Raw genomic sequence first — 26,723 nt, 5'->3', positions numbered from 1 at the left:
GCGTTTGCACCTTCCTAATCAATGCCACCACGGTATGCGTGCACACCCGACGTCGATATCACTGAATGAGGCAAATGGATGCGCGAATCGAACCTTGATTCCGATTCCGATTCCGATTCCGATTCCGATTCCGACTCCGATTCCGATTCCGATTCTCGCGGCTGTCAATTCCGTGCCGTGAAGTCAGCACCGCGATAGCGTTCATCGACACAGCCCCGATTACTCTCACAACAACGCCACGACCACGACCGGGGTCCGCGCGGAGTCTCCATCAACCTTCGCGCGTTCGTGGAATGTGCGCCAGTCCATGGACCTGCTTGCGGCAATTTCACTCCGACCCGACATTCTGCGCCGCATCGGCGCGCTGGCGAAGCACCGCTTCCGCTGCCTTCTTGCCGGCGATGAAAGCGTGGTCGGAGTTGTAGTATTCCCATTCGCTGTAACGTCCCGCCAGCACGATGTCGTAACGCGCCAGCCACGCCTTGACGCGCGCTACATTGGCCGCGCGCGCGTGATCGTAGACCACATACGCATAGGGCATGTCGACCAGGTTGGCGATAATGATGCGGTCATCCGGCCGGAGCATGGTGACCTTGATGCAGTCGTCGATGCAGCGCTCGATCAGCGCCTGGCCATCGAGCGGCAAGGGCTTCCATGGGGAGTAGGAAATCTCGCAGCTCAGCCCGAATCCGCCGGGCGGGTTGCAATGGGGACTGGCGTTCCCCTGGACGAAAATCCGGTGGAAAATCGTGTCTTCCGGGTAGTAGATCCAGTGCTTGTCGGTGATGTTTTCGCGCGCCACGCCAAGGTTGACGCAGCGGACCGATATATGACGCAAGCCCGCGGCCGCTTCGCGCACATCGCGCGGCGCTTCGCTGCCGATCAGCTTGATCAGTTCCGGCAAGGGCATGGTGCTGATCAGGTGATCGTAGCGGTAACGGCTGCCGTCGGCCATCACCAGCACATGTTCGCGTGGCAGCAACTGGGCCGCCTCGGCCTGCATTTCAATCCGGCCCTTGATATGCGGCAGGAAACCGGACATCAATGCTTGAAAGCCACCGGAGAGCGGATAGCCAAAGCGGGCATTCGGTCCCATGGGCTTGGCGACAGGTTCCAGCGCGCCCTCGATGATTTCTTCGAGGTCGGGCAGCGGCACCCTGCCCCCGAGCCAGGAAGTTTCCATGTCACTCAGCGGAACGGTCCACAGCTTCTTGTTGTACGGGATGGCGAAGTGCTCGGCGATGCCGCGGCCCCAGACCTTGTAAATGAAGTCCTCGAAATTCTGGCTTTCGCGCTTGCGCGGTGCAATGCTGGCGGTACCGTGCGCGACCTCGACGCTACCGTCCGCGCAGCAGTCTTCCACCGGCTTGACTGCACACGGTGGCGCCGCGCATGCGCCGTCGAGGCTGCCGAAGCGCGCTTCGACCGCGCCGATGATGCACTCGGTGATCACTTTCGGCGGCAAGCCGTACAGGGCGCCCTGGAACGGGTAGCGCGTATACACCTGCTTGCTGTAGACCCAAGCTTCGCGATTTTGCCAGTGCAGGTTGGGGCCGAGCAGCATCTCGTACAGCGATAGCACGTAAGGATCGTTGGAAAACATGATGTGGCCGGCATGGTCGAACGTGAAGCCCTGGTCATGGATCGAACGGCACCAGCCGCCGACGCTCGGGTTCTTGTCGAGCAGCACCGTGCCCTCGCCCAGGTGGTACGCGGCCGACAGGCCGGTGGGGCCGGCGCCGACGATGACAGTCTGCACCTTCTGCCCCCCGCTCGGCGAGCGCAAGGGGTTGACCGTGGCCCCGGCGCCAGCGCCGGAGCCCGTGCCTGGGGCGCTGACACCGGCCCCGGTGGCCAAGCCTGCGTTGCCCGCATTGCCTGCGCCGCTGAAGCGGCCCGTGCCGCGTCCGGGCCGGGTCTCCGCCAGCAAGCGGCGCATGGCGTTGACCGTGACATCCCACGAGGTGCCGGCCACGATGGTGCGCATGGTGGCGCCCATGGCGGCGCGGCGTTCGGGCGTCATCGCCAGGGCTGCCTCGCACGCCGCCACGAAGCCGTCCGCATCGCGCGCGATCGCGACCACGTGGCCGTACGGACGGGCGACGTCGGCGATATCGGTGCTGACGATGGGCAGTTCGGCGGCCATGTATTCGAGCACCTTGGTCGGGCTGATGAAGCGGGTAGCATCGTTCAGCGCGAACGGCAGCAGGCATACCTCCCAGCCGGCCAGCAGGCCAGGCAGCGCTTCGTAAGGCTGCTGCCCCAGGTAGTGGATATTGGGGCGCTGCGGCAGGCTGGCGGGGTCGATTTTCATGACCGGCCCCACCATCACCAGTTGCCAGTCGGGATGGGCGTCGGCCAGCGTGGCGACCAGGGGCGCGTCGAAGCGTTCATCGATCACCCCGTAAAAGCCCAGGCGCGGCGCGCCGATGCCGGCCTGGAGCGGATGACCGTTATCGCGCCCGAGCGCGCGCTCGAAGTGGCGCACGTCGACGCTACTGGGAAAGCAGTGCGCATTGGTGTGGCGCTCGCGCTTGGCCTGATACAGGCTGGGCCCGCCGGCAAACACCAGGTCGGCCAGGTTCAGCAGGGCCGTTTCGCGTTGCAGCAGCTGGCGCGGAGGATTCTTGAATGCCGCCAGCTCGTCCATGCAGTCGTACACCACCAGCCCCGCATGCAGTTCCTGCAGCAGCGGCAGGGCCATCGGCGTATAGAACCAGACGATGGGGTGTTCGCCGGGCTCGACCAGGCCGGCCAGCATCGGTTGCAGCAGGCGGATCTGGTCGTCGTGGAAGCCGGGCGCATGCACCGGCGTGTGCGGCCGGTACACGGTCACGTTGGGAACCGGCGTCGATTGTTCCATGAAGCTGCCGCCATCATCGTGCACGGGCTCCTCCACAAAGAGGATGCGGAAATATTGCGCCAGCCGCGACAGCAACTGCTGCGGCCGCTGGTAAACAAAATCCCAGCGCAGGTGGCAAAAAACGATGATCGTCGACATGCTATCTCCTTTCGCCCATCCCGGGCGTATGTTGGCAAAGTGATGTGTCCTACTGACCCGCGGCGCCGTCCCGCGCGGGTGGTGCCAGCGGCTCGTCAGGCAATTTCGGGGTAGCATTCCTCCTTCGCATCATCGTTGCGCGTGGCGGCGCTGATCAGTTCGAGCGGGATCTTGGGCGTGCGGTCGGCGCACAGCAGGCCGTTCGCTTCCTGGAAGGTGTCGCTGAATTGGGTGTAGCAAAAGCCGCTGAACATGGTCGTGCTGTTGACCACCGCCAGCAGGCGCCGGTACAGGTCGAGAAAACTGTCTTCGGTGTGGGCGCGCGAGTAGCCCCAGGTGTGCGCGCTGCCGTTGTGCTTGTCGAAGGCGACGCCGCCGAATTCGGTCAGCACGATGGGTTGGCCCCGGTGCGGAAAGCCGTCCAGCGTCAGGATGCGCCCGCCCGGACGGCGCTGGTCGAACAGGGTGCGCGTCGGTTCGCTGGTGGTGTAGCGCGCCGCCAGCTTGTCGGGATTGCAGTCGTAGTCGTGGATGCCGAGGATGTCGGTGGCCGACGCTTCCCAGCCATCGTTGCCGATCACCGGCCGGGTCGCGTCAAGCGTGCGCGTCAGGTGGTACAGGGCTTCGACCGCATTGCGGTGGGCCTGGGTGAGGGTCAGGTTCGGCACGCCCCAGGATTCGTTGAAGGCCACCCAGACGATGATGCACGGGTGGCTGTAGTCGCGTTCGATGGCCTCGGTCCACTCGCGCACCATGCGCGTGATGGCCTTGGGACTGAAGCGGTAGGCCGATGGCATTTCTTCCCACACAAGCAGGCCGAGCCGGTCGGCCCAGTACAGATAGCGCGGGTCTTCGATCTTCTGGTGCTTGCGCACACCGTTAAACCCCATCGCCCTGGCCAGCTCCACGTCGCGCTTGAGTGCTGCGTCCGACGGCGCCGTCAGCAGCGATTCGGGCCAGTAGCCCTGGTCGAGCACCAGCCGCAGCGCGTAGGCGCGGCCATTCAACATGAAGCGGTCACGGTTGATCGCCACCGAGCGCAGCGCCGTGTAGGAACGCACCATGTCGAGCACCTTGCCCCGATGGTGCAGGCTCACCTCGGCAGTGAGCAGGGTGGGCCGCTCGGGACTCCACAGCAGCTCGTTGCGCGAGTCGTCGATGCCCGGATCGGACAAGGCGATCTTGCGGTTGGCCTCGTTGCCGAGCAGCTTGTAGTGATCGTCCGCCAGCAGATTGGCGCCATGCCAGATCTTGACCTCGACAAACAGGTCTTCCGTGATGTCGCCGGTGGCAAAGATTTCGCAGCCGATTTCGTAGGTCTCGAAAATCGGCGTCCAGCGCAAGCTCTGGATGTAGGTCGACGCCACCTGCTCGATCCACACCGTCTGCCAGATGCCGGTGGTGCGCGGATACCAGATCGAGTGCGCGTCGAGCAGCCAGTCCTGCTTGCCGCGCGGCTTGGCCAGGTCGTGCGGGTCATCCTCGACGTACACCGTCACGACCTGCGTGCCCTCCTCCGTGAGCACGCCGCTGATATCGGCCGAAAACGGCGTGTGTCCGCCCTCGTGTTCGGCCACCAGGTGCTGGTTGACCCAGACCCGGGCGCGGTAGTCGACCGCGCCGAAATGCAGCAGGGTGTGGCCCGCGTGCGGCGCCAGATGGAAGGCGCGTTCATACCAGCACACCGTATGGAAGCCCATGTCGCCGATACCGCTGGCGCGCGACTCCGGCGCGAACGGCACCTCGATCTGGTGCGTCCACTCGGTCGCGCCATCGGGCATGCGGCAGCGCCGTTCATCGTCGAACATGAATTTCCACGGCCCGTTCAGGCTGGTCCAGTGCTCACGCACGAGCTGCGGTCGCGGGTACTCGAATTGCCTCATTGGTGCTCCTCGTCATGGGCTTGCGACGGCGCTGGCCGCCGGCGCGGCGCAAGGCTGCGTGACGCCGCATGCCGGACAACAAGCGTGCGCCACGCCGCGAACAAGCGCCGTTATCGCGGACTGGGAACGGATGCTAGCACGCCAATTTTGCGCATTTTCACACCCCGGAAAGGCAAGATTTCTAGGTGAAAATGGCTTGTGACCAGTGGCGTTCAATCATATGGAACGCAAAGGTTTTTCTGAGAGGGAGAGGCGCTGTTCGCTGACTTTTTGAGGTCGGAACTGGTTACATAAAGTAGGCTGCTGCCTACATCAAAAATCGGCGTTTTTACGGTTACGAACCAAACGGACAGGGGGACCCGGCGCGTGCGATCTGCTGCGCGCCGGGTCCCCCGCGTACCGCTATTTGGCCAGTTCGGCCATGACGGCCGTGTACATCTGCAAGTTCAGCATGAGCTGCTTGACGGTGATGAATTCGTGTTCGGAGTGTCCCGAATACACCGTCCCCGGCATGCTGGGGCCGAAGCTGACCGCGTTCGGGAACAGGCGCGAGTTGGTGCCGCCGCCGATGGAAATCGGGCGCGGATTCTTGATGCCGGTGTAGTAGGAAAACACGGACAGCAAGGTCGGCACCTGGGGCGCGCTTTTCTGCAGCCATGGTTCCGTGATCTCGACCTTCACATCGGCCAGCGCGATGCGCCGCGCCTGCCACTGGGTCAGCGCCTCGTTCACTTCGCGGGTCAGCTGTTCGGTGCTCTTGCCTTGCGGACGGCGCAGGTTCACATGCAGCGAGATCCCGGCCTCGCCCTGCTTGATGACGGTCGGCGCCACGGTCATCGGCCCCATGAACTTATCGCGGTAAGCGATATTGCCGAACTTTTCCCCGTAGACGCCGGTCCCGATCAGGTCATTGAGCAGATTGACCATGGCGCCGGCCGTGGTGTTCGGCCACGGCTGACCATTGAGCGCATCGGCCAGCATGCTGATCGCATTGACGCCGTCTTCCGGCTTGGACGAGTGTGCCGACAAGCCTTGCGCCTTGACCAGCAGCTGCTTGCCCTGGCGGCTGAAGGTATAGCGCATGCCGCCCTGGGCGCTGGCGCGCTGGCGGATGTTCGCTTCCAGTTCCGGTGTGGCATCGTCGATGGCGGCGCTGGCGTCTTCCGGAATCTGGCTGCCGAAAAAGCCGCCGCCGAAGGCGGCCAGCGCGGCCGTGCCCGCCGGCACCGGCGCCTGCGGCGGCACCGTCACGCTGATCGTGCCGTAGCCCTTCTCGGCCGTCACCACCGGATACTCGGCGTCGAGCGTGATGTTCACCTGGGGCGGCTGGTGCGTCTTGAGAAACGCGGTCAGCGGTCCCCAGTCCGATTCCTCGGCCATGTACACATACAGTTCCAGCCGTTTTGCCAGCGCCAGCTTGCTGTCCTTGATCGCCTTCATTGCATACAGGGCGGTCGCGATCGGTCCCTTGTCATCCTCGGTGCCGCGTCCGATCAGGCGCCCGGCCTCGCTCGTCTTGTCCAGCTCGAAGGGCGACTTTTTCCACTTGGACGGGTCGACCGGCTGGATATCGCCGTGCGTGATGATGCCGACCCGCTCGCTGCCGCTGCCCAGGCCGATGACCATCACATAGCCATGGTCGGTGTAATCGAGGCCGAGCCGCTGCGCCTCGCTCTTGAGGTAGTTTTTGAAACCGAGATGCTGCGGATTGCGTTCGAACGGCAGCGCCGGATCGGCGACCGTATTGAAGCTGACCATCTTCGCCAGGCTGTCGATCAGCGCGGTACGGTAGTTCGCGGCCGCATGGGCTGCCGCGCGCAAGGCCGCTTCCCCCGGTGCTTGCGGGGGAGCGGCACCGGCAGCGGTGCTCAGGCAGCACAGCAGGCTGGCGAGGACGAACGAGTGGCGCATGGTGACATCCTGGACGTTGGGTTTGCGGAACGTCAAAGTCTATCACCGCCGGCCATGCTGCGCAGGCCCCGGGCGCGCGGCGGCAAGCGCGCGGCCCAAGAGAGCGGGCGCACGCGGACATGGCAAGCGGACGCCGCACGCGGGCGCCGCAAGCGGGCGCCGCAAGCGGGCGCCGCAAGCGGGCGCCGCTAATGCTGGCGTGCGGCCATCTTGCTCAACAGGTAAATAGCGTACAGCGAGGCGATGCCGACCAGCGCATACACCAGGCGCGGCCCGCTCGTGCGATCGCCGAACAGCGCCGCCACCAGGTCGAACTCGAAGGCCCCGACCAGGCCCCAGTTGATGCCGCCGACGATCATCAAGACCATCGCCGTCCAGTCGAGGGCGGAAAAGTGGGTCGCGTGCAGCGCGCCGCCGGCATTGCGGCGTTCCGGAATATGGCGGCGTTCGTTTGCGGGTGCGTTCATTGTTGCCATTATTGCCTCCTTGTGGTCTCCACCAGAATGGTGGCGTCACGGTAGGACAGCAAACCGGGGCATAAAGTTTTCGCCATCGTGCAGGCCGACGCCGCGCGCGCCGCGCTTCGGGTATGGTGGGAGACGACACCACCATCCAGGGAGTGAGCCCATGAGCGAAAAAAGCATCAAGCGCCTGCATCCGGCGCAACGCGACGACATCGGCGACCTGCTGACCCAGCGCCCGCTGCCGGGACCGTACGCCGACCAGATCGATCCCTTCCTGTTTCTCAATCATCACGGACCGCAGCACTACCCGCCGGGCAACCGCGGCCTGCCGTTCGGCCCGCATCCGCACCGCGGCTTCGAGACCGTCACCTTCATCGTCGACGGCAGCCTGATGCACAAGGATAGCGCCGGGCACGAGAGCGTCATCGGCGCCGGCGGCGTGCAATGGATGACCGCTGGCAGCGGCATCGTGCATGCGGAAGTGTCGCCGCCGGCGTTTCGCGCGCAAGGCGGGCAGCTCGAAATCCTGCAATTGTGGATCAACCTGCCGGGACGCCTGAAGATGAGCGCGCCGGCGTACACGGGATTGCAGCGGGACGATATGCCGACCATCGGCCTGGACGGCGGCAAGGTCGACCTGCACCTGGTCGCCGGCGAGTGGAACGGCATCAAAGGCCCGCTGCAATCGCTGACCGGCGTCTTCATGAGCACGGTGGCGATGCGCGCCGGCGGCCAGTTGCACCTACCGGACCTGCGCGCGCGCCATGTGTTTTTGTATGTCGTGCGCGGCAGCGTGGACATCAACGGCGACCGTGCCGGCGCTTTCCACCTGGCCGAACTGAACGACGAAGGCGATGCCCTCACCGTCAGCGCCGAGACCGATGCCCTGCTGATCGTCGGCCACGCCACACCGATTGGCGAGCCGGTGGTGTCGCACGGACCGTTCGTGATGAATACGCGCGAGGAAATCCAGAGCGCCATTGCCGACTTCGAGGCCGGGCGTTTCCAGGGCCTGCGTCAAGACTGGAGCAGCGCCTCGGTCGACAGCACCAGCGTCTCCTTGATCTCCTCCATCACCACATAACTCTTCGACTGCGCCGCGCCGGGCAATTGCAGCAGCATGTCGCCGAGCAGCTTGCGGTACTCCGCCATCTCGTGGATGCGCGCCTTGATCAGGTAATCGAAATCGCCCGACACCAGATGGCATTCCTGCACCTCGGGAATGCGCAGCACCTCGCGCCGGAACTGCTCGAAGGCCGAGGCCGACTTCTGGTTCAGCGTAATTTCCACAAACACCAGCAGCTTGGCGCCCAGCGCGGCCGGATCGACGCGCGCGTAATAACCGCTGATGACGCCGTCGCGCTCCATGCGCTTGACGCGCTCGATGCAGGGCGTGACCGACAGACCGACCCGCTCGCCCAGGTCCTTCATCGAGATGCGGCCCTCGTTTTGCAGGATGCGCAGGATGTGGCGGTCGAGCTTATCGAGGCTGCGGGTCGATTCTTTAACAATTCGCATGAAATTCCACTAAATAAGTGCAGTTATACGTGAACAAAGACTGGTTGAATCCCAATAATATAGCGGAAATTCTTGAATCCTCATTTATTCTTCCGGAGAGACCATGCGTGTCGTCATTTTGGGTAGCGGCGTTATCGGCGTGACCACTGCTTACTACCTGGCCAAGGCCGGCCACGACGTCACCGTGCTCGACCGCCAGCCCGGTCCGGCGCTGGAAACGAGCTTCGCCAATGCCGGCCAGATTTCGCCCGGCTACGCCTCGCCCTGGGCCGCGCCCGGGATTCCCCTCAAGGCCATGAAATGGATGCTGCAGCGCCATGCGCCGCTCTCCATCACGCCCGACGGCACCACCTTCCAGCTCAAATGGATGTGGGACATGCTGCGCAACTGCACGGCCGACCGTTACGCGGTCAACAAGGAACGCATGGTGCGCCTGGCCGAGTACAGCCGCGACTGCTTCAAGACCTTGCGCGAAGAAGCCGGCATCAGCTACGAAAGCCGGCAGCGCGGCACCATGCAGCTGTTCCGCACCGAACAGCAGTTTGCCAGCGCCGAAAAAGACATCAAGGTGCTGCAGGATTCCGGGGTGCCGTACGAACTGCTCGCGCGCGACCAGCTCGGCCAGGCCGAGCCGGCACTGGCGCTGGTCAAGGACAAGCTGGTCGGCGCGCTGCGCCTGCCCAATGACGAGACCGGCGACTGCCAGCTGTTCACCACGCGCCTGGCCGCGATGGCCGAAGCGCTGGGCGTGCGCTTTCGCTACAACGTCGCCATCGACCGCCTGGCGGTGACGGGCAACGCGATCAGCGGCGTGCATTGCGGCGACGAGCTGGTGCAGGGCGACGCCTATGTGGTCGCGCTGGGGGCGCACTCGACGGCGCTGCTCAAATCGATCGTCGACATTCCCGTGTACCCGATGAAAGGTTACTCGATCACCGTGCCGATCACCGATGCCAGCAAGGCGCCGGTATCGACCATTCTCGATGAGAGCTACAAGATTGCCGTGACCCGTTTCGACGACCGCATCCGCGTCGGCGGCATGGCCGAGATTGCCGGCTTCGACCAGCGGCTCAATCCGCGCCGCCGCGCCACGCTCGAAATGGTGGTCAACGACCTGTTTCCGGGCGCGGGCGACAGCGCGCGCGCCACGTTCTGGACCGGGCTGCGGCCGATGACGCCGGACGGCACCCCGATTGTCGGGCGCACCGCGCTGGGCAATCTGTTCCTGAACACCGGGCACGGCACGCTGGGCTGGACCATGTCATGCGGCTCGGCGCAGATGCTGGCCGACCTGATGTCGGCCAAGCGCCCGGCGATCCGCTTCGACGACCTCTCCGCCGGCCGCTACCAGGGTCGCGGCAGCGACGCCCGTCTCGACCTCGCCAACGCCTGACGCCAACGCCGACAACCGCAGTAAAGACTCCTACAACCGGGCTCAGAGCTCTAATCTGCAATATTTTTGTTGCTAGTTAGAGCTCTGACCCCGGTTGTAGGCGTTTTGGGCTCAGCCGTAGGAGTTCGCTCGTTGTAAAACGTAAACACAGCTGCCGCCGATATTTTTTCCACCGCGCATCTATGTTACTGTTTGATCACTGTGCGTGTATCGGATGACCATCCGCTACACCATGATTCAGCGCCAGCACCCAGATTCGGCGTCCATCGCATTTGTTGGACGCCTGTGCGGGGCGAAACCCTTTTTATACTTACCGCGCAGCATTGCGCGCGCGGTGCTTTGTCCAGGAAAAATATGAAGAAAAATCTCTCATGGATGTTGGCAGTGACTACCCTGACGCTTGCCGCCAATGCCGGCGCTAGCGCGATCGTCATCGAATCGGCTTCCGCCACCCCGCCCGGCCCCTTGTCCAGCGCAGCCGATTATCGCAGCGCCGTCGATGCCGCGCTGCTGGGCCCCACCCATGCGTCAGTCAGCGTCGCTTCGTACGACAATATTACCCACGCCAGCCTGTTCGGCGGCAGCAGCAATTTCGCGCTCAAGTCGACCATCAGCTTCGGCGTCAGCGACGCCAAAGCCGGCTTGTGGCAGTTCCGCGCAGGGGTCGATTTCGGCTACGGCGGCGCGCTGTTCCTGAACGGCGTGGCGCTCGATGCGAAGAGCCACGATATCTGGTGGGACAGCCAGTACACCAACCCGTCGCAGTATTTGGGCGCCACGGTAAACTTGGGCGCGGGCAATCACACGCTGACCATCTATGGCTTCGAGGGATGCTGCGATGGCGGCCAGCAAGCGCAGTTCATGGCGCCAAGCGGCACGTTCACCAGTTTCAGCACGTCGGATAATCTCATCAGCGCGGTCCCGGAACCGGAAACCTATGCCATGTTCCTGACCGGCATGGCAATGCTGGGCTTCATGGCCCGCCGCCGCAATCGTCCGGCAAACATCAGCGCCTGACCAGAAGCCGGGAGGCCGGTAGCGGTCTCCCGGCCCAGCCTTGTCACTCCACCGTAATCGGCAGGTCGCGTCCGTTGAGCGCTTCGTTGCCGACATAATCGGCCGCAAAGATGCGGATCAGGTAGTCGCCCGGCGCCAGCGCGGCCGGATCCCATCCCCCGGTCTTGGCCGCGCCGTCGCGCACGGTGTTGGTCACCACATATAAAAACCGCGTGGTCGCGCTGCCGTACACGGTGATGCCGCTGTTGTCGGCGTAGGCCAGCTTGACGCTTTCCGGGTCCGGCGGCAACTTGTTGAATTCGATGTTGATCAGCGGCTGCTCGAATCCGGCCAGCGGCGTGCCGTCCGCCCGCAGCACCTGGTAGCCGACCTTGTACAAACCCAGCTTGCGCCGCGCGGCATTGCCGTCGGCCTGGTCGTAGGCATCGACCACGATCCCCAGCGGCCCCGCGCCGCGCGCCACCACCACCCGCTTGCCCGGCTTGCGCGCCAGCGCCGTACCGGCCGCGTCCACCAGCCCGATCTTGTCGATGCGCGGCGCCACCTGGTCGCTGAAGCCCGTGAAGGGCAGGATCAGCGGATTGGCTTCCGCCCCGCCCGGCTGGTACACGAGGTGTACATGGAACATGCGGTTGACCGTGCCGAGCGCGTCGCCCACATGGAAGCGCGTGCCGCGCTTGACGCGCATGCGCGCCGCCTTGCCTTTGTCGTCGGCTAGCATGATGAAGCGCGCTGGGTCGAGCGGCGCATCCTTGACCGTGCGCCCGACCCGCATGTGGATGTAGGCCATGCTGTCGACGCTCATGCCTTCGCCGACCTCGCCGAAGGCCCAGTTGGGCGCCGGGCTGCTGACTTTTTCGTCGGCCACCGCCAGCACCGGCACGCCCATGTCGGCCTGGACATCGAGGCCGCTGTGAAAGTGATGCCGGCTCTCGCCGCCATAACTGCCGCGCACTTCGCCGATCGTGCCGACCACTTCGCGGCGCTGGTCCTGCGGCTTGAACGGCCATGGAAAGCGCGCGGGCGCGGCGGCCGGCGCCGGCGATACCGCCGCCGCAACAGGCTGGGACGCGCTCGCCGTTGCCGGCACCGGCGCTGTCGCGGCGGCGACCAGCGCCGGCGCCCTGGGCGCCAGCACCGCGGTCGCCCCATCGAGTCGGGGCGCAACCCGGTGCACGCTGCGCTTCACGGCATCGGCCACGTAGAGCGCGCCCTCGCGGTCGACCGCTATCGCACTCGGCCGGCTAAAGCGCAGCGCCTTGTGGTCGCCGATCTCGATGTCGACGCCAATCCCGGTCAGGCCGCGCAAGCTGCCGTCGGGACTGACCTGCAGGATGCGTCCGCGCCAGATATCGCCCACGTACAGAAAGCCGTCATGCGTGAGCGCCAGGCCCACAGGGCGGCGCAGCAGCGGTTTGTCGGCGTCTTGCGGGGCAATCGCCAGGGTGCTCACCTGCCCGTCCGGCGCCAGCTTGCGCAGCGCGCCGTTGCTGGTGTCGGCCACGTACAGGTTGCCCCTGGCGTCGACCACGACCGAGGTGGGCGTGTCGAAGCGGGCGGCATCAGCCGCTCCGTCGACATAGCCGGGCGCGCCGCCAGCGAGCGTGCTGACCGTGCCGTCGGGCGCAATCTTGCGGATGCGGTCGTTGTAGGTGTCGGCCACAAATACCACGCCGGCCTGGTCGACCGCCACGCCGACCGGTCCGTTGAACTGGGCCTCGCCCGCCTTGCCGTCGCGGTAGCCGGCCACGCCGCTGCCGCCGATGGTGCTGACCACGCCATACGGCGTGATCTTGCGGATCGCATTGTTGCCGGTATCGGCCACGAACAGGTTGCCGGCGCCATCGATGGCCATGCCGGACGGCGTGTGAAACGCGGCGGCGGCGCCGGTGCCGTCGGCCAAGCCTTCGCTCGCACCGGCCAGGGTGGAGACCACGCCCTCGGGCGTGATCTTGCGGATGCGGTTGTTGTCGCCCGCGTCGGCCACGTACACGTTGCCGTCGCGGTCGATCACCAGGCCGAAGGGGTCGGAAAAGCGTGCCTGCGCCGCGGCGCCATCGGCCCATCCGGCGCTGCCGCTGGCACCGGCCACGGTGCCGATGCTGACCGGCCAGCCCAGCACGGTCGGCTGCGGTGTGATGCCCGCCATGGCCGCCACTTTGCGCATCGCCGGCTGGTGGATCGGTTGCAGCGCGATCCAGATGGCGCCCGCCGCCAGGACGCCGATAGCCGCCGCAATCAGCAGCGGCTTCCTGTATTTACCATTCAAGCTTGTCACCTGGCTGAGTATGATCAAAACACGAAGCTTACCTCATCATCAAGTACACTGGGTGCCGGCCGGATGACCGGCTTTTTCCCGATCGGAGTTGCATGGATACCTCGACCCGGCTGGCGTGCGCGCTGGCTTTTGCCGCCTGCCACGCGGCGCACGCGGTGGCCGCCGGCGCGCCCCCGGCCACCCTGGAGCGGCTGCACGTGGCCAGCGCCCTCACCCCGCCCCAATCGTTCACCTTCGGCGTGGAAGGGCCGGCGGTTGATGCCGCCGGTAATGTGTACGCAGTCAATTTCGCGCGCCAGCAAACCATCGGCAAGGTCAAGCCGAATGGCGAGGCTGCGGTGTTCGTGACCCTGCCCGGCACCAGCGTGGCCAACGGCATCCGCTTCGGGCCGGATGGCGCGATGTTCGTGGCCGACTATGTGGAACACACGATTTACCGCATCGACCCGGCCAGCGGCGCCATCGCCGTCCATGCGCGCGAGGCCGCCATGAGCCAGCCGAACGACCTGGCCATCACGGCCGGCGGCGTCATCTATGCGAGCGATCCGGACTGGAAGAAGAATGCGGGACGCGTGTGGCGCATCGATCCGGACGGCAGCGTCACGCTTGCGGCCGACCAGCTTGGCACCGCCAACGGCATCGACGTCAGTCCGGACGGGCGCACCCTGTACGTCAACGAAAGCGTGCAGCGCAATATCTGGGCCTTCACGATCGCGCCCGATGGCACGCTCGGCGGCAAGCGCCGCATCGCCAGCTTTGCCGATTTTGCGCTCGATGGCATGCGCGTCGATGTGGACGGCAACCTGTACGTCACGCGCATCGGCAAAGGCACGGTGGTCAAGCTGTCGCCGCAGGGCCGCATCCTGGCCGAGATCGCCCTGCCCGGCAAGAAGCCGAGCAATATCAGTTTCGGCGGGCCGGATGGACGCACTGCTTACGTGACCGAGGTGGAGAATGGGCAGCTGCTGCAATTCCGGGTGGCGCGTCCGGGATTGGAGTGGCAGCAGCGCCAGGCCGGCGGCGTCAAGGCGGCGCAGTAAGCACAAGGCGGAGCGGCGCTGGTGGCGCTGGTGACGGTGCTGCCGTGGCGCTGGCACTGCGCGGGCCGGCGCTCGGGCCGGGAGCGCGATCACGGCGGCGCGATGCGCCTTGGGCTAGCGCGCAGGCGCCCTGCGGCTCAAGGGCGCGGTGGCGGCAGGTCGGCGCGCGACGGGTCGGACTGGCCGCGCATGCCCGCCTGCGGGTTGATGGTGCCGCCGCATTCACCGTATTTGTGCAGGAAGCTCTCGTACGCCGCGTCGGGCGCCGCAAAGCGCCCCTGGCTGGCTGGCGTTTTGGGCAAGCCCGGCCAGCAGACCCCCGCCATGACCAGGGTGGCGTCGATATCGCCGGCCTGGATCTTGCCCAGCACGCCCAATCCGCGCAGCACTTCCACGGCAATCAGTTCCTGCGTCTCGGCACAGAAATCGCTCAGGTCCATGCGCGCGCCGTACTCTTCCCATATTTCGCGGGTGATGCGGTACAGGCCGGCCGCAGTGCCCTTGCCGTCGTGGCCGGGGCCGGGATGGGTGGAGAAGTCGGTGAAGCGCCACGGGTCGCTGCGCCGGCCGCGAATGGCGCCATCGAGAAAATCGACGCCGCCACCCAGGCTGTGGCACATCGCGCGCAGGAAGGCGCGGATGTTGGGCTGCTTGAGGTAGACGCGGTTTTCTTCAAGCCGGCATGCCTTCTCAAGCCGGATGCGCACCGCCTTCGCTTCGGCTTCGGCGGCCGGCGTGGTGCTCACGCGTGCCCGGTGGTGCAGGACTGCACCGGACGGCGAAATGAGGGTCGCGCTCATGCTGCTTCCTAGACATAGATTTCGACGGATTCGGGCACCGCGGTCGTCGACAGCAAGTGCGTGTAGCCATTGCGGTCCGAGGTGCCGAATTCGAGTTGCCCGCTGGCGCGCACCACCGCATATTCCTTGTGCACCAGCGGGTCGCCGGTTTCTTCGTCAAGCAGCACGAAGCGCTCGTTGAAGCTGGGACCGCGCGGCGCGCCACGCGCGGGACGGGATGGATCGCCGTCGCTGGTATTGGACAGGGCGCGGCCGGTATCCTTGAGCACCTGGCTGCGCATGATCTGCACCGGCAGCAGCTTGGGCGGGGGCGAACAGCGGCAGGTGCACAAATCGTTTTCGAGCGCGACGTGCTTGCCGTCGGACATTTCGGGGATGCGCGGGCCGACGCACAGGATGCGCCCGGTAGCCTTGCATGCGGGACAGGCCACCAGGTCGCCCTCGAGTGCGATGGGCACGCCGTTGATGCAGCCGCTGCCGCTGGCCGACATGACGCGCCCGCCGGCCGTCGTGGTGGCCCCAAGGGTGATGGTGTAGCGCCTCATTGCGCCAGGCTCCGCGTGGCTGGACGGCGGCTGGCTCCTGCGGGAACGACGGGGTGGGAGGTCGGTTTCATGGCTCTTCCTTTGCGACGACATAAACAAACTGGCGTTAGCGGCACCGGGGCGCCTGACATATGCCAAGGTTACGTTTCGACGCCCTGGAAGGCTTGACATCGATCAAGCAAGTCTTCGCTAGCTAGCAGTCTCAACAGGGGCAGCAACTATCGCCCATTGGTGCGCGCCATGCCGCCCGATCCGAGGCGCTCGGCAAACGATGCCAGCATATCCATGTCGCCGGTTGCCGCCAGACGCGCGCTCACCAGCGCCATGGGGATGTAGGTGCGCTGCTTGCAGACCATTTGCAAAGACAATTTCCGGCCCGTGCGCGAGACATCCATCAGCGCCGCCAGCGCGATATCGTCCTTGTCGCCGGGGGCCAGATGCAGCCATTCGGTCAAGGCCTGGGCCCGGACCGACTGGCACCCGTGCGTGGTGAAGGTCCGCAGAAAGGCAATGTCCTCCGGGTTGCGCAGGCTGGCCAATCCGGCCAGCGCAGTGACCACCTGTCTGGCTTTCTGGTCCGGCTGCCGCGCCGCGGTCCGGTAAAACGCCCGGAGATCGACACCGTGGCGCGCCATGAACGGCTTGGCCACGGCGCGCACCGATGAGTTGGCATCGAGCAGGGCCGCGCGCGCGGCCGGCAGCCACTCGTCGCTACTGATATCGATATCGATCATGGCTTGCAGCGCGAGCATGCGGACACTGCCGAAGGGCGAAGCGAGCGCCATGCGGCACAGTACGCTGCGCTGATCCGGCGGCAATCGCACGCACAGGCGCACACCCTGGATGGCCAGCATCACGTCATTCCAGTTGCGGCCGATGGCGCCGATCAGTTCGGCAACCGTGCATGCGCCGTGCTGGCGCAACAGACGGAAACTGGCGCGCGCCACGGCGTGATCGGCATCGTGCACGCGTTGTAGCAAGGCCTGGACACCGGCGACCCGAATCAATTCTTGTTCAAACGCATCGACCCAGGCACGGTGATCCGTTCTGCCGGCGTTCAGCAGATGCTGCACGCGCGGCAAGATGGCGAGGGAGGCGGACGGGGGTAGTTGCGCAAGCAGCGTCATCAGGGCTGCGCGGGCCGCCTCGCGCACCTGCGGCACCCAGTCGTTGAGCCGGGACGCAAGCAGTGGCAGCACGCGCGGATCGGCCAGCGCGCCGCATGCGCGCACTGCTGCCTCGCGCTCATAGCCGCAATACGATGCCAGCCCTTGTTCCAGATCCGCCAGGCCGGCAAAGGCGAACTGGCCAGCGCCAAGGGGAAGCGCGGGCGCGCTGCGGGCGGGAGCAGGTTCGGCGGGCAGCGCAGGGGGAAACAGTCGGAAGAAAATACTCATGAGATCAAAAAAGCACGATGACGTAGCGGCCAGTATAGTGCATGCAGCCGCCCCGTCCTGCTGCTGCCGCGCAGCCGGCGTGGCAAGGCCTCTGCCTGGAAGGCGCGCGACGGCATGTCCGCGCACCCGGCGAAGCGCGACGTCGGCAACCGCCCGCTTTTGCCGGAACGCATGCCAATCACGTGGTGCGGAAATGCTCCCAGGGAGCGGGTCCGTTACCGGCCGCGCGGTTGAGCGATTGAGCTATTTTTTTGAACGGCTGATCAGTTCTTTTTCTCGTTGGTCAGGGCCAGGTCTTGCATCGCCTCGACGGCCTCGCCTGCGCTCACCTCGTCGATATTGGTGCGCCCGCCAAAGCTCGATGCGCCCATCCAGGTCTTGAAATAAATCACTTTCGGCGTACCGACAGTGACGCTGATTTTGCGCTCACCCGGATACATGACCGAAGGGATGGTGATCTCGCACTCGCCGGCCGGCAGATCCGCATAGAACATGCCGCCTGGAATGGATTCTCCGACCTTGCTTCCGCACGCGAAAATATCGGGGCGCATGCCGGCGCCGAAGGACGAGTATTCGCGGTAGAAGAAGACGCGTCCGGTCTTGTCCGCCACGGCGGGAAGGGTATTTTCTATCGTCGAAAATTTCGGGCCGGTGGCGGCGCATGCCGTCAGGAACACGGCCAGGCCGGCGCAGGCCAGGGGTTTTGCGAAGCGCTCGAACATGGTTTTCTTTTCTTTTATCAGGGTAAATGAGGCCGCTATTCTGCCCTATTTGCCGCCACAAGTCGTGGGTATCCAATCCGCTCCGCTCGCCAGGTGACCCGTGCATGCCGGAGCTGCCCGTCCTTTGCGGCGAGCGCCCGGTTCGCCTACTTATTCGCCACGCCGGGGATATCGCGCGTCGGGCGCGCGAACTTGCCCTTGAGGTCGTCCGTGCCCGATTGCGGCCGGGCCAGCCTGGCCAGATCGGCGCGCTCCTTGCGGGCGCGGGCGGTATCGAGCTTCATGCGGCGGTCGCGCTCTTCGACCAGGCCGGGCTGCGCTTCGCCGTCGCGGCTGAAGGACCAGGCCAGCATCGGTTCGCCCAGCGGCAGCTTGTCGTTGGGCTGGCCCATGTGGCCGGTATTCCAGACGTGCCAGGTTTTGCCGTAGCTATTCATCTTGGACTTCATCAGGACTTTTTCGGCGACCTTGGGAATGCCGGGCGCCATCAGCTGGCCGCTGAGGATCTCGCCGTTGTGCGGATGCCAGAATTTCTTTTCTTCGGTGGGCAAGGTCTCGAACAAGGTCTCGGAAATGATGTACTCGACGCCGTGCATATTGGCTTTTTTGGTGTTGCTGTCGAACAGGATGCACTGGGCGAAATCCTCGTTCATCTGGTGGCAATAATGATGCGCTTCCATCTGCTGTTCGGGATGGTCCTTCATCGGATGGAAACCGACCAGATAGAGATCGAAACCGGCGACCGGACTATTGCTTTGCAAAAGCTTGGCGCCGGCTTCGAGCGCGATGGTCTTGGGCGCCTTGTCGGCTCCGGGCGGCGTTTGTGGCGGCGCTACTTTTTCTTGCGCCCAGCTTGGAGACATCGATAGCAGCAGGGCTGCCATCGCCATGGAAAGATGTGTGCGTGTCATGAAGCCGCTCCCGAAAAGTGTGACGGCGTGGGAGATTCCCACGGCGTTTGTTCACTGATACGGTAGCGCAGCCGCGCGCTTTGCGCCACGCGTTACGGCTGCGACACAGATGATGCCGGGGTCAAGTTTTGCATGGCGCGCAGGCCTCCGGCTTATCTTCACCGGCATTGCCGTCCGCGCCCAGTAGCGCATCGACATCCCTTGCGGCGCTCAGCCCTTGGCGACTTTTACCAGCTCCACACGGCGGTTCTTTGCGCGTGCTTCGTCGCTGCCATTGTCGGTGAGCGGCTTTTCCGCACCATGGCCGGCCGCGCTCAGACGCGTGCCGTCGATGCCGTCGCTGACCAGGGCCTGCACCACCGCTTGCGCGCGCTCGCGCGACAAGGTGACGTTGCGGGCCTTGTCGCCCAGGTTGTCGGTGTGGCCTTCAACCGACAGACGCAGCGCGGCTTCCTTCTTCATCAGCGCGGCGATTTCGTCGACCGCCGGCTTGCCGTCCGGGCGGATGGCGGCCTGGTCGGTGTCGAAGTTGATGTACAGCGCGACATGGCCCTTGCTGTCGAGTTCAGACTTCATGGCGGCGGCGGTCACGATCTTCACCGACGACGCGGTCTGTTTTTCCTCGACGGAAATGACATCCACAGCTTCGTCGCTCACCATCAGCACAATCCATTTCCGGCCGGTCGCGGTCGGCAAGAAGTAGGCCTCATAGGAATAGGTATGAAACTCATAGCGCAGCTTTTTATCGAGCTCGCTTTGATTGTCGCCATGGGCCGCCAGGAACGCGCTGTCGTGCGGCTTGGCGGTATTGACCTTGATGCCGCCCATGTCCTGCACCGCCTTGGAATAATCGCGCTGGGCCTGGAATTGCGAGATCTTGGCCTTGTCCAAGGTGAAGTGGATGGCCCGCACCCGCCCTTCGACCGCATGCAGTTTATCGCCGAGAATGAGCTGCACCTGGTCGAAATCGGACTCCTTGGTGCTGTAAAACTGTTTATCGACGGCTGGCGGGTAATCGATGAACGGGAACGGCGGCACCGGCTTGCTGATGACAGCGATCTTGTCGAGGTCGACAACGGCGCCAACGTTGACCGCGGCCGGCGCCGCCACTGGGGCCGCTGCCGGGACGGCGGCCGGTGCCGGCACGCTCGCCGCTGCGCCCGCCACAGGTGCTTGTGCCGCGTCGACCGGTGCTTTCGGCTTGCATCCGCTGATGGCAAAGGCGAGCGAGATTGACAGGCAAAGTGCGGCGTTGAATTGTTTGGTCATGTCGTGCAATCGTAATAAGATGAATTGGCCTGGCGGTGCAGGAAAAAAATACAAGCATTGCATAAAGAATCGATCAAACGGTGCGGCTATTCCACCGCACCCGGGCCGAGGCTCAGCCTTTGACGACCTTGACCAGCTCCACGCGGCGGTTTTTCGCGCGGCCCTCTTCGCTGCCATTGTCCATCACCGGATTTTCCGCACCATGGCCGGCGGCGCTCAGGCGGGTGCCGTCGATGCCGTCGCTCACCAGGGCCTGCACCACGGCTTGCGCGCGTTCGCGCGACAGGGTCACGTTGCGGGCCTTGTTGCCCACGTTATCGGTGTGGCCTTCGACCGACAGGTGCAGCGCCGTTTCCTTTTTCATCAGCGCGGCGATTTCGTCGACCGCCGGTTTGCCGTCGGGGCGCAGGGCCGCCTTGTCGGTATCGAAGTTAATGTACAGCGCAATGTGGCCCTTGCTGTCGAGTTCCGACTTCATCTCGGCGGCGGTCACCATATTCACCGACGAAGCCGTCTGTTTTTCTTCGACCGACAAGATCCGCACGCCGCTGTCGTTGATCATGATGAGCATCCATTTGCGGCCCGTCGGGGTCGGAACGAAGTACACGTCATAGCTGCTGGAGTTGCCGTGGAAGTTCAATTTCTTGTCCAGGGCATAGCTGTCGCCGCCATGCGCCGCCACGAATTCTTTATCGTCCGGCGTGGCGGTATTGACCTTCACGCCGCCCATGTCCAGCGCTGCCTTGGTGTAATCGCGCTGCGCCTGGAATTTTGAAATCTTGGCATCCGACAGATGGAAGGACATCAAGCGGAAGCGCCCTTCGATGGCTTTCACCTTGTTACCGACGATCAGGTGCACTTGGTCGAAATCGGATGCCTCGTTTCGCCTGTCGCCCTCCTTGACGTTGGTCGGATAATCGATAAACGGAAATGGCGGCAGCGGCTTGGTGATGACCGCGATTTTATCGAGGTCGACGCCGGTGCCGGCACTGTCGGCCGCCGGCGCTGGCGTGGCCGCCGCCACTGGGGCTGGCGCTGGCGCTGCGGGCGCCACCACGGCCGGAACACTGGCGACGGGCGCCTCGGCTGGCGCGGCCGGCGGTTTTGGCTTGCATCCGGTCGCGGCGAAGGCTAGCGAGATCGAAAGGCAAAGAGCGGCGTTGAATTGTTTGGTCATGTCGAGCAGTCGGAGCGAAAAAGGATGGGCCTGACGGTGCAGGGGATGAAATAACGATTACATAAAAGCAAGGCGATCATACACCGGTGTTAATCAATCGCAATCGGTAATAGGGGCGGCGTTTTACCGCTTCGCCTTGGCCGCGGCGGCAAGCGCGCACCAGGCACAGCGCCGGGTGCCGCCCACGCTCAGCTTTTGACGACCTTGACCAGCTCGACGCGGCGGTTTTTCGCGCGGCCCTCTTCGCTGCCATTGTCGACGAGCGGCTTGTCCGAGCCGTGGCCGGCGGCATTCAGGCGGGCACCGTCGATGCCGTCGCTCACCAGGGCTTGCACCACCGCCTGCGCGCGCTCGCGCGACAGGGTCGCGTTGCGGGCCTTGTCGCCGACGTTGTCGGTGTGGCCTTCGACCGACAGATGCAGCGCGGTTTCTTTCTTCATCAGCGCGGCGATTTCATCGACCGCCGGTTTGCCATCCGGACGGATGGCCGCCTTGTCGGTGTCGAAGTTAATGTACAGCGCGACGTGGCCCTTGCTGTCGAGTTCCGATTTCATGACGGCGGCAGTCACCATCTTGACCATCGATGCCGTCTGTTTTTCTTCGATGGAGGTGACGCGCACACTGTAATCGTTGGCCATGATGAGCATCCATTTGCGGCCGGTCGGCGTCGGAAAAAAATAGGTTTCGTAGCTGTAGTTTTCATTCGGATAATCGAGCTTCTTGGCCATGGCATCGGTGAAAGCGCCATTCACCTTCTGGAACGCCTCATCTTTCGGCATGCTGGCATTGACCTTGACGCCGCCCATGTCGGTTGCCGCCTTGGCGTAATCGCGCAGCGCCTGGAAGCGCGAGACCTTGGCATCGGCCAGTTCAAACACCAGCCGCCGGAACCGCCCTTCGACGGCCTGCACCTTGTTACCGACGATCAGGTGCAACTGGTCGAAGTCGGAGGCCTTGGTTTGCTGCTTCGGTTCACCGATGTTTTCCGGGTAATCGACAAACGGAAACGGCGGCATCGGCTTGCTGATGACCGCGATCTGGTCGAGGTCGACGCCATCGGCGCTGGCCGACACCGGCGGCGGCGTGGCGGCCACCGGCGCCGGCGCCACGGCGGGCGGCGCCGCGGGGGCGGGGGCGATTGCCACGGGCGCCGGCACGGGTTCGACCGGTGCTTTCGGCTTGCATCCGGCGAAGGCAAAGGCGAGCGAGATCGACAGGCAAAGAGCGGCGTTGCGTTGTTTGGTCATGGCGGGCAGTGGGGCAAAAAAGGGATCGGCCTGACGATGCAGGAAAATGTATAACGATTCCAAAAAAACAAGCAAATCATACACGGGCGCTGATCCGTCGCAAGCGGTAATCGCCGCGCCGTTTTACCGGCCAGGGTGACATTGCGGCGAACGCAGGCCGGGGCCGCGCTGCGGGCGCTCGATGGTATGATGGCGCCCCGAACGCGCGGCCGCCGGCCCGCTCCCACACTCACATGACCAATATGGACCCGTACAAAATTGTCGAAGAAGCCCGGCCAATGCTCGATGCGGTACTGACCCAGGCCGGACTGGTTGCGCCGGGCGAACCGCTCGATCTCGACGCGCTGCGCGCACCGTTCAGCCAATGGCTGCAAGCGCAGACGGTGGGGCGCGAGGATCTGGGGTTCTTCGTCGGGTTGGTAGGCGCGTTCATTTCGCAGTATTTGCTCGATACGGCGGATGCGTCGGTGCAGGTCGACGGCGAACGGATCAGCGTGCGGGTGCCCTTCCCCGGTGGCACGGAGCGTCAGTTCGATCCGTATGCGGCCGCCTCAAGCCTGATTCTCAAAAAAGCCAGCGTGGCCGATTTCCTGGCCAGCGTCTGCGCGTAGGCTGGATACACGCGGCGCTACAGCCAGACATCGTCGGCCCTAGCCGTAGTACGTTTGAATCGCATCGACATACTTGGGAACATTGATCGCGTAAAAACCCGAGCTGTTGATGTTATTGAACTCGATCACCTTCAATCCCTCCTGCGTCAGGCAGACATCCATGACGAACGACTGCGCCGGGGTCCATGTGTCGATCACGCCGCGGGCATAGTCGAGGACATCGTCTTCCACGTCGGGCGATATCTCCGCGCGGCCGCCGATCCGGTACACCGAGCCGGTCACCACCTTGCGGTTCACGACAAACAGGCGATATTCACGATAAATCGCCTTGACCGGCGAGACGATGACGTCGATCTTTTGCAGGTGGGCCTTGGCCGGATCGCGCCGCCAGTCAGCGATCATTTCGCTGTCCATCACCATGCCGTCGAACGCCTTGTTATCTTCGGACGGGCGGATGAAGAACTTCGCCAGGTGGCAGGTGCGTACCTCCGCCAAGGTGCCGGACTCGATGTCGTGGTTCAGCAGCCCGGCACCGAGTTGGGCGAGCCAGATATCGAACTTGAAATTCTCGTTCAACAAGCTGCCGGGAACCCAGCCCTTGTCGCGCGCGATCCTGGCGAGCTTGATGGCGCCGCAGACATAGACTTTCCCTTCCGGGTTCACATCGGGACTCATGTCGAACGTCCCGTTGGGAATCGCGACCGGCGTATAGGAAATGCCGACAGTATCGAGCGCATTGACCAGCAACTGGTAATTGCCCGGCTTGAAAATACTTTGTTGAATCACCCAATGCATGACGGTTCCAGTAAAACGTTGATGCCCACAGCCGCCCAGTGTCGCAGCCTCGTCAGCGCAAGGCAACAAAAACCGTGCTCGCTGGAACAACGCGGCCAGTGCGACTGCCTGCAGGTTGCGCCCGTCAGCGTAAAATCGGGTCCAGTGCAAGCGCTGTCGCTCGCAGTCAAGGATGATCTGCTTTCTCACCTCTATCACCGCCAAAAGGAGTACACGCATGCCTGCGCTCACGCCTGATCGTTTCATGAAGGAAGAAGGCTCCCCCGAAGAATTGGCCGAACCCAAGCAGACGCTCTGGATTTCGGAGGCCGGCGGGTTGACGCAGTTTGGCGCCTTCGTGGAAGTGCTGCAACCGGGCACGCGCTCGTCGATCAAGCACTGGCACAGCGCGGAGGATGAAATGGTCTACGTCCTGGAGGGCCACGTGACAATGGTGGAAGGCGATACCGAAACCATCTTGAAGCCCGGCGACGCGGCCACGTTCCGCGCCGGCGTCGCGGTCGGTCATTTTCTGTGGAATTGCAGCGCATCGCCCACGCGCTGCCTGGTGGTCGGCACCCGCGCTCCGGTCGACAGGATCACCTATCCCGACCACGACCGGGTATGCCAGCGCGACCGCTCGCTGCCTGACGACATCTGGATAAACGCTGCGGGAGAACCCGCAGCGAGTCCCTATTGACGATGCATTGATCTGGCGGCACGCACAGTAACGACGCCGCATGAGGCGCAATACGGCCCGGATATCGGGCGCAGTTGCGTAACATCCGGTAACTCATCCATGCGCCACTTTCCGACAGCATACGCTATGATAACAAATTGTTATCAGCAGTCATCACGTTTGACTGGCTTGTGTCGACCGGTGCGCAGCTTGCGCGGTCGAGCTTTTGGAAGAGGTTTGCATGGGTGTTGTTGTCGAAAAAATAGCCGGGGCCAAGGCAAGCGTCCCGGCGCAGTTTGGATTTATCAATTTATTGAAAGTTATCGCAGCGCAGTTGATTGTGTTGCATCACCTGGCCTTCTACGGCCCGATGGCGGACTACGCGCGGCCCCTGATGCCGGACGTGATCGATTGGCTGGGGTCATTCGCGCGCATCGCGGTGCAGGTCTTCCTCGTCATTGGTGGATTTCTGGTCGCCAAATCCTTGTTCCCGAAAGGCCAGCCAGGCTTGATCAATCCGCTAGGGACCGTGTGGCGCCGGTATGCCAAGCTGGTGCCGCCGTTCATGGTGGCGATGCTGTTCGCCGTTGCCGCTTCCGCCCTGGCCAACCGGTGGATGACGCACGATTCCATTTCTCCGCCGCCCGATTTTCTGCAACTGGCGGCGCATGCGCTGCTGCTGCAGGGCGTGCTGGGTTACGACTCCTTGTCGGCCGGGGCGTGGTATGTCGCGATCGATTTCCAGTTGTATGCGGTGGTGGCGGTGCTGGTCTGGCTGTGCGGACGGTTTTCCGGTGGCGGGTTGCGGCCTTGGCTGATGCCCGCCGTGATTGTCATCGGGATCAGCACGTCCCTGTTGTACTTCAATCGCGATCCCAACTGGGATGATTGGGCGCCCTACTTCTTTGGCAGTTATGGACTCGGCATCATGGCCTGGCTGGCGAGCGATCCAACACGGCGGCCGCGCGTGGTGGCGCTGCTGGTGGCGATGATCGTGCTGCCGACCCTGATCGCGCTGGCGCTGGATTTCCGCCTGCGCATTGCGGTGGCGCTGGCGGTGGCGTGCGTCCTGTTTTTGTTCGGCCGTGCGCGCACCGGTTCCTATTCACATTGGGGCATGTCGGCGATTAATCGTCTCGCGCAAATTTCCTATTCGGTATTCCTGATCCACTTCCCGGTCTGCCTGGTGATGAATGCGGCGTTTGCCCATTTCGTACCACCTGAACCGCACTATCAGGCCATTGGCATGCTGGCGGCCTGGGGTGCGAGCCTGATGGCAGGCGCTATGTTTTATCGATGCGTGGAGCTTCCGCTGGGACGCGTCTTGCAATCCGTAACCGAGGCACCTGCGTCGCGTACCGCCTTCATTTAATCAAGCGGATCAATCCCGGCCAAGGATTGCCCGTTCTATCGTGGCGATATCGATCTTTTTCATCGTCATCATCGCATCGAACGCGCGCTTGGCTGCGGCACGGTCGGGGCCGAATACTGCCGAGGTGAGTGCCCGCGGGCTGATCTGCCAGGACAATCCCCAGCGGTCCTTGCACCAGCCGCATTCGCTTTCCTGACCACCATTGCTGACGATGGCGTTCCACAAGCGGTCGGTTTCGGCCTGATCATCTGTCGCAATCTGGAAAGAGAAAGCCTCGCTGTGCTTGAAATGCGGGCCGCCATTGAGCCCGATGCAGGCAATGCCGGCGACAGTGAACTCGACGGTGAGTACATTGCCCTCTTTACCATCTGGATAGTCGCCCGGTGCGCGGTGGATGGCGTGGACGGCGCTGTCGGGGAAGGTTTCTGCGTAGAAGTTTGCGGCGTCGACAGCGTCGCCGTCGTACCAAAGACAGATCGTGTTCTTGCTGGTCATTTCGAGCCTCCTGAAGAGTTGAAATTTGGCATTCATTTGCCGCGATAAAACCAAAGCCACGTGAGGGGACCTCGGTCCGTCGGAGGAGACTAATGAGCCTCTTGCAAAACTAGCGGAACGGATGAAAATTGCTTGGCAGCGCAAGCGAAAAGGTGGGGGTGGGCGCCCATTTCTGGCATGATTTAGTTTCTAACGCTTAATCAAAACGCCCACACCATG

At 63.9% G+C, this 26,723-nt stretch carries 23 protein-coding genes; 7 read left to right on the top strand and 16 right to left on the bottom strand.

What is annotated here, in order from left to right; all coding sequences use genetic code 11:
- Window positions 1-328: 328 nt before the first annotated feature.
- The 4 genes from F2P44_RS28460 to F2P44_RS28445 all read right to left on the bottom strand — a co-directional run bounded on the left by F2P44_RS28460 (window position 329) and on the right by F2P44_RS28445 (window position 7,271).
- Complete coding sequence (locus F2P44_RS28460) at window positions 329-3,001, bottom strand: NAD(P)-binding protein (protein WP_167092191.1); 2,673 nt, start codon at window positions 2,999-3,001, stop codon at window positions 329-331.
- A gap of 95 nt (window positions 3,002-3,096) precedes the next feature.
- Window positions 3,097-4,884 (bottom strand): glycoside hydrolase family 2 TIM barrel-domain containing protein, encoded by a 1,788-nt coding sequence (locus tag F2P44_RS28455; protein ID WP_167092188.1) that lies wholly within the window; start codon window positions 4,882-4,884, stop codon window positions 3,097-3,099.
- 402 nt (window positions 4,885-5,286) lie between these two features.
- Window positions 5,287-6,831, bottom strand: coding sequence for a dipeptidase (locus tag F2P44_RS28450; protein WP_229423802.1), 1,545 nt, complete (start codon window positions 6,829-6,831; stop codon window positions 5,287-5,289).
- 152 nt (window positions 6,832-6,983) lie between these two features.
- Window positions 6,984-7,271: a DUF378 domain-containing protein gene (locus F2P44_RS28445; protein ID WP_167092185.1), complete on the bottom strand. Its 288-nt coding sequence runs from the start codon at window positions 7,269-7,271 to the stop codon at window positions 6,984-6,986.
- A 151-nt stretch (window positions 7,272-7,422) separates the two neighbouring features.
- Between F2P44_RS28445 and F2P44_RS28440 the strand changes: the two genes are divergently transcribed.
- A complete protein-coding gene (locus F2P44_RS28440) occupies window positions 7,423-8,343 on the top strand; it encodes a pirin family protein (protein WP_167092181.1) in 921 nt (306 codons plus the stop codon).
- Here the strand turns inward: F2P44_RS28440 and F2P44_RS28435 are convergent.
- The gene (locus F2P44_RS28435; protein ID WP_167092178.1) at window positions 8,277-8,777 is read right to left on the bottom strand and encodes an Lrp/AsnC ligand binding domain-containing protein; all 501 of its coding nucleotides are present in this window, start codon (window positions 8,775-8,777) and stop codon (window positions 8,277-8,279) included. The genes F2P44_RS28440 and F2P44_RS28435 overlap by 67 nt on opposite strands.
- A 103-nt stretch (window positions 8,778-8,880) precedes the next feature.
- On the opposite strand from F2P44_RS28435, the gene F2P44_RS28430 reads away from it, so the two are divergent.
- Window positions 8,881-10,170, top strand: coding sequence for a D-amino acid dehydrogenase (locus tag F2P44_RS28430; protein WP_167092174.1), 1,290 nt, complete (start codon window positions 8,881-8,883; stop codon window positions 10,168-10,170).
- Between the two features lie 354 nt (window positions 10,171-10,524).
- Window positions 10,525-11,187, top strand: a complete 663-nt coding sequence (locus F2P44_RS28425) for a CCXG family PEP-CTERM protein (RefSeq protein WP_229423801.1) — start codon at window positions 10,525-10,527, stop codon at window positions 11,185-11,187.
- 43 nt (window positions 11,188-11,230) lie between these two features.
- Here the strand turns inward: F2P44_RS28425 and F2P44_RS28420 are convergent, their stop codons facing one another.
- Window positions 11,231-13,456, bottom strand: a complete 2,226-nt coding sequence (locus tag F2P44_RS28420) for an NHL repeat-containing protein (RefSeq protein ID WP_229423800.1) — start codon at window positions 13,454-13,456, stop codon at window positions 11,231-11,233.
- 101 nt (window positions 13,457-13,557) lie between these two features.
- On the opposite strand from F2P44_RS28420, the gene F2P44_RS28415 reads away from it, so the two are divergent.
- Window positions 13,558-14,505 carry an SMP-30/gluconolactonase/LRE family protein gene (locus F2P44_RS28415; protein WP_187363459.1) on the top strand — a complete coding sequence of 316 codons (948 nt, stop codon included), beginning with the start codon at window positions 13,558-13,560 and terminating at the stop codon, window positions 14,503-14,505.
- A gap of 137 nt (window positions 14,506-14,642) precedes the next feature.
- On the opposite strand, the gene F2P44_RS34955 is transcribed toward F2P44_RS28415, so the two are convergent.
- The 8 genes from F2P44_RS34955 to F2P44_RS28375 all read right to left on the bottom strand — a co-directional run bounded on the left by F2P44_RS34955 (window position 14,643) and on the right by F2P44_RS28375 (window position 22,573).
- Complete coding sequence (locus tag F2P44_RS34955; protein ID WP_187363458.1) at window positions 14,643-15,305, bottom strand: lysozyme family protein; 663 nt, start codon at window positions 15,303-15,305, stop codon at window positions 14,643-14,645.
- 8 nt (window positions 15,306-15,313) lie between these two features.
- Window positions 15,314-15,850 carry a PAAR domain-containing protein gene (locus F2P44_RS28405; RefSeq protein ID WP_167092171.1) on the bottom strand — a complete coding sequence of 179 codons (537 nt, stop codon included), beginning with the start codon at window positions 15,848-15,850 and terminating at the stop codon, window positions 15,314-15,316.
- Window positions 15,851-16,068: 218 nt separating this feature from the next.
- The gene (locus F2P44_RS28400; RefSeq protein ID WP_167092168.1) at window positions 16,069-17,247 is read right to left on the bottom strand and encodes a HEAT repeat domain-containing protein; all 1,179 of its coding nucleotides are present in this window, start codon (window positions 17,245-17,247) and stop codon (window positions 16,069-16,071) included.
- A gap of 263 nt (window positions 17,248-17,510) precedes the next feature.
- Window positions 17,511-17,969: a hypothetical protein gene (locus F2P44_RS28395; RefSeq protein ID WP_167092165.1), complete on the bottom strand. Its 459-nt coding sequence runs from the start codon at window positions 17,967-17,969 to the stop codon at window positions 17,511-17,513.
- Window positions 17,970-18,115: 146 nt separating this feature from the next.
- A complete protein-coding gene (locus F2P44_RS28390; protein WP_223165118.1) occupies window positions 18,116-18,880 on the bottom strand; it encodes an OBAP family protein in 765 nt (254 codons plus the stop codon).
- 210 nt (window positions 18,881-19,090) lie between these two features.
- A complete protein-coding gene (locus F2P44_RS28385) occupies window positions 19,091-20,149 on the bottom strand; it encodes an OmpA family protein (protein ID WP_167092162.1) in 1,059 nt (352 codons plus the stop codon).
- Window positions 20,150-20,261: 112 nt separating this feature from the next.
- Complete coding sequence (locus F2P44_RS28380) at window positions 20,262-21,326, bottom strand: OmpA family protein (RefSeq protein ID WP_167092159.1); 1,065 nt, start codon at window positions 21,324-21,326, stop codon at window positions 20,262-20,264.
- Between the two features lie 188 nt (window positions 21,327-21,514).
- Window positions 21,515-22,573 carry an OmpA family protein gene (locus F2P44_RS28375; RefSeq protein ID WP_167092156.1) on the bottom strand — a complete coding sequence of 353 codons (1,059 nt, stop codon included), beginning with the start codon at window positions 22,571-22,573 and terminating at the stop codon, window positions 21,515-21,517.
- Between the two features lie 233 nt (window positions 22,574-22,806).
- On the opposite strand from F2P44_RS28375, the gene F2P44_RS28370 reads away from it, so the two are divergent.
- Complete coding sequence (locus F2P44_RS28370; protein WP_167092153.1) at window positions 22,807-23,184, top strand: hypothetical protein; 378 nt, start codon at window positions 22,807-22,809, stop codon at window positions 23,182-23,184.
- A 39-nt stretch (window positions 23,185-23,223) separates the two neighbouring features.
- Here F2P44_RS28370 and F2P44_RS28365 read toward each other — a convergent pair whose 3' ends face one another.
- Complete coding sequence (locus F2P44_RS28365) at window positions 23,224-24,168, bottom strand: ATP-grasp domain-containing protein (RefSeq protein ID WP_167092150.1); 945 nt, start codon at window positions 24,166-24,168, stop codon at window positions 23,224-23,226.
- Window positions 24,169-24,196: 28 nt separating this feature from the next.
- Between F2P44_RS28365 and F2P44_RS28360 the strand changes: the two genes are divergently transcribed.
- A complete protein-coding gene (locus F2P44_RS28360; RefSeq protein WP_167092147.1) occupies window positions 24,197-24,658 on the top strand; it encodes a cupin domain-containing protein in 462 nt (153 codons plus the stop codon).
- A 220-nt stretch (window positions 24,659-24,878) separates the two neighbouring features.
- Window positions 24,879-26,009, top strand: coding sequence for an acyltransferase family protein (locus F2P44_RS28355; RefSeq protein ID WP_167092144.1), 1,131 nt, complete (start codon window positions 24,879-24,881; stop codon window positions 26,007-26,009).
- Between the two features lie 9 nt (window positions 26,010-26,018).
- Here the strand turns inward: F2P44_RS28355 and F2P44_RS28350 are convergent, their stop codons facing one another.
- Window positions 26,019-26,504: a VOC family protein gene (locus tag F2P44_RS28350; protein ID WP_167092141.1), complete on the bottom strand. Its 486-nt coding sequence runs from the start codon at window positions 26,502-26,504 to the stop codon at window positions 26,019-26,021.
- Window positions 26,505-26,723 lie beyond the last annotated feature (219 nt).

The organism is Massilia frigida, assembly GCF_011682175.1.
Classification (GTDB): Bacteria; Pseudomonadota; Gammaproteobacteria; order Burkholderiales; family Burkholderiaceae_D; genus Telluria_A; species Telluria_A frigida.
Note: the sequence above shows the minus strand (reverse complement) of the source record. Positions and strands in the feature narration are given on the sequence as shown.

Bases quoted from the DNA above. Each gene is read 5' to 3' on its own strand.
- F2P44_RS34955 (WP_187363458.1), bottom strand. From the start codon at position 15,305: ATGAGCGCGACCCTCATTTCGCCGTCCGGTGCAGTCCTGCACCACCGG.
- F2P44_RS28440 (WP_167092181.1), top strand. From the start codon at position 7,423: ATGAGCGAAAAAAGCATCAAGCGCCTGCATCCGGCGCAACGCGACGAC.
- F2P44_RS28415 (WP_187363459.1), top strand. From the start codon at position 13,558: ATGGATACCTCGACCCGGCTGGCGTGCGCGCTGGCTTTTGCCGCCTGC.
- F2P44_RS28445 (WP_167092185.1), bottom strand. From the start codon at position 7,271: ATGGCAACAATGAACGCACCCGCAAACGAACGCCGCCATATTCCGGAA.
- F2P44_RS28425 (WP_229423801.1), top strand. From the start codon at position 10,525: ATGAAGAAAAATCTCTCATGGATGTTGGCAGTGACTACCCTGACGCTT.
- F2P44_RS28355 (WP_167092144.1), top strand. From the start codon at position 24,879: ATGGGTGTTGTTGTCGAAAAAATAGCCGGGGCCAAGGCAAGCGTCCCG.
- F2P44_RS28430 (WP_167092174.1), top strand. From the start codon at position 8,881: ATGCGTGTCGTCATTTTGGGTAGCGGCGTTATCGGCGTGACCACTGCT.
- F2P44_RS28405 (WP_167092171.1), bottom strand. From the start codon at position 15,850: ATGAGGCGCTACACCATCACCCTTGGGGCCACCACGACGGCCGGCGGG.
- F2P44_RS28460 (WP_167092191.1), bottom strand. From the start codon at position 3,001: ATGTCGACGATCATCGTTTTTTGCCACCTGCGCTGGGATTTTGTTTAC.
- F2P44_RS28360 (WP_167092147.1), top strand. From the start codon at position 24,197: ATGCCTGCGCTCACGCCTGATCGTTTCATGAAGGAAGAAGGCTCCCCC.
- F2P44_RS28370 (WP_167092153.1), top strand. From the start codon at position 22,807: ATGACCAATATGGACCCGTACAAAATTGTCGAAGAAGCCCGGCCAATG.
- F2P44_RS28395 (WP_167092165.1), bottom strand. From the start codon at position 17,969: ATGTTCGAGCGCTTCGCAAAACCCCTGGCCTGCGCCGGCCTGGCCGTG.
- F2P44_RS28385 (WP_167092162.1), bottom strand. From the start codon at position 20,149: ATGACCAAACAATTCAACGCCGCACTTTGCCTGTCAATCTCGCTCGCC.
- F2P44_RS28375 (WP_167092156.1), bottom strand. From the start codon at position 22,573: ATGACCAAACAACGCAACGCCGCTCTTTGCCTGTCGATCTCGCTCGCC.
- F2P44_RS28380 (WP_167092159.1), bottom strand. From the start codon at position 21,326: ATGACCAAACAATTCAACGCCGCTCTTTGCCTTTCGATCTCGCTAGCC.
- F2P44_RS28390 (WP_223165118.1), bottom strand. From the start codon at position 18,880: ATGACACGCACACATCTTTCCATGGCGATGGCAGCCCTGCTGCTATCG.
- F2P44_RS28455 (WP_167092188.1), bottom strand. From the start codon at position 4,884: ATGAGGCAATTCGAGTACCCGCGACCGCAGCTCGTGCGTGAGCACTGG.
- F2P44_RS28400 (WP_167092168.1), bottom strand. From the start codon at position 17,247: ATGAGTATTTTCTTCCGACTGTTTCCCCCTGCGCTGCCCGCCGAACCT.
- F2P44_RS28435 (WP_167092178.1), bottom strand. From the start codon at position 8,777: ATGCGAATTGTTAAAGAATCGACCCGCAGCCTCGATAAGCTCGACCGC.
- F2P44_RS28350 (WP_167092141.1), bottom strand. From the start codon at position 26,504: ATGACCAGCAAGAACACGATCTGTCTTTGGTACGACGGCGACGCTGTC.